The following is a 1584-nucleotide window of genomic DNA, read 5'->3' as shown; positions in this document are numbered from 1 at the left end:
TACTATATGCAGATAGGGCATATGACAGAGAAAAGCTCTATAAGCTGTGTAATCAATATGGTATAAAAACGAAAATTCCTCCGAAAAACAACGCAGCAGAGCATCCAAAGTTAGACTATATGGCTGAGAGAAATTCTGCAGTCAAGCTCATAAGGTCATATGATGAAGATGGTATAAAGAAGTGGAAAAAAGAGATGAGTTATGGAAAAAGATCTTATATAGAAAGTTTTTTCTCGCGACTGAAACAAACATTCTGGTTTAGTTTTAGGAATAAATCTGAGACAAATAGAGAGAAGGAACTACTTGTTAAATGCTATTTGCTCAATAAGTTCACTGATATTGGTATGGCTAAATTTGAGATAGCTTCATAAATTTATTGTGCGTTACCTACTATCCGAAGAGCGATGCAACAAAGCCATCCCAGTGTCTGGGCACTGGGATGACACCTTTGTGTTTGAGGCAAAATCGGCTATAACACTTAACATACTGCCTTTGCAAATAAATGTTCGTACAGTTGTGTATCACGCACTTTGCTTCAATATTTGTACATTAGCCATGCATCTGAACAGATACTTTCATTCTATTAAAAAGCTACAATATTTATTAAAATTTTCATTTATTTTTATTTAAAAAGTAAATATCATTAATATTTACTTTAATTAATATAAGATATATATGAATACAGAAATATTTGAGAGGTTAATAGGGCAAACTAGTCTACGCAGCAATAGCAAAGCTGAGATCATAAAGTTAAATAGAAACGAAAAGGCTTTCATAGATGAGGATAAAAAGTCTATCGAATTAGCTGAGGCCATTTTTGAAAAGAATAATATGTTTCGTTTCCGCAAATCAGGTCCTGCTATGGATTACATTTTGCACAAATTAATAAATGATAGGAAGCTTTTCGAGGAAATGAAAGATAGAGGTACAAGTATAATACGTCTTTTTTCTTTGCTATCAATGTATCATGGTCGTCTCAATTGCTGTGTTATAAGAAAAGGAGGGTGTATTACTGAGTGTGGCATACTTGATTACGCTGGCACCTATCCAGAACTAGTGCCTTTAGAGGACTTTATACTTATTGAGCCTTGCTCGTACCTCGAGTACACTGTGCTTGATAATAATAACATCAGAAATAGGTTAGCTAGAGACTTGACTGAAGACAAAACAAAATTAGATATTTTTGTAAATGGAATTTTAGCAATAAAGAGCCCGGATTTAGTATTATCTTGTATCAATGCAATAGGGACTCTTAATGAGGAAGCTAGAAATTATGTTAATCTCTTACAGAAAAACGGCATGCTAGACTACATCTTAAACAAAGATGATACCACACTTGAAAAATTAACTCTAAAAAAGTTGTTGAAGCTTTCTATTTTGCAGGAAGGAGAAAGCACTAAGCTAGAATCTCCCCAAGCTTCAAGTGTAAAGCTCAGCAACACTGTAGTATATAGCTGGTGATAAAGTTTAAAATAATTGCATATACTAAGGCTCATTTATAGCATTTCTCATAATAGTCCGAACAGGTCATAGGAAGGCAGAATCAACAGCACGACGAAAGGATTCGAATAGAGGAATGTTTTT

General features: G+C 33.9%; 2 protein-coding genes. Both read left to right on the top strand.

Annotation, left to right across the window (positions count from 1 at the left end):
• Nucleotides 1-371: transposase (locus OZD66_RS01445; RefSeq protein ID WP_338061736.1), on the top strand; the 371-nt coding region annotated here is incomplete at its 5' end.
• A gap of 304 nt (nucleotides 372-675) precedes the next feature.
• The gene (locus OZD66_RS01440) at nucleotides 676-1461 is read left to right on the top strand and encodes a hypothetical protein (RefSeq protein ID WP_275021998.1); all 786 of its coding nucleotides are present in this window, start codon (nucleotides 676-678) and stop codon (nucleotides 1459-1461) included.
• Nucleotides 1462-1584: the final 123 nt, after the last annotated feature.

The sequence above is a fragment of the Wolbachia endosymbiont of Drosophila baimaii genome (assembly GCF_028982185.1).
Lineage (GTDB): Bacteria > Pseudomonadota > Alphaproteobacteria > Rickettsiales > Anaplasmataceae > Wolbachia > Wolbachia pipientis.
Note: the sequence above shows the minus strand (reverse complement) of the source record. Positions and strands in the feature narration are given on the sequence as shown.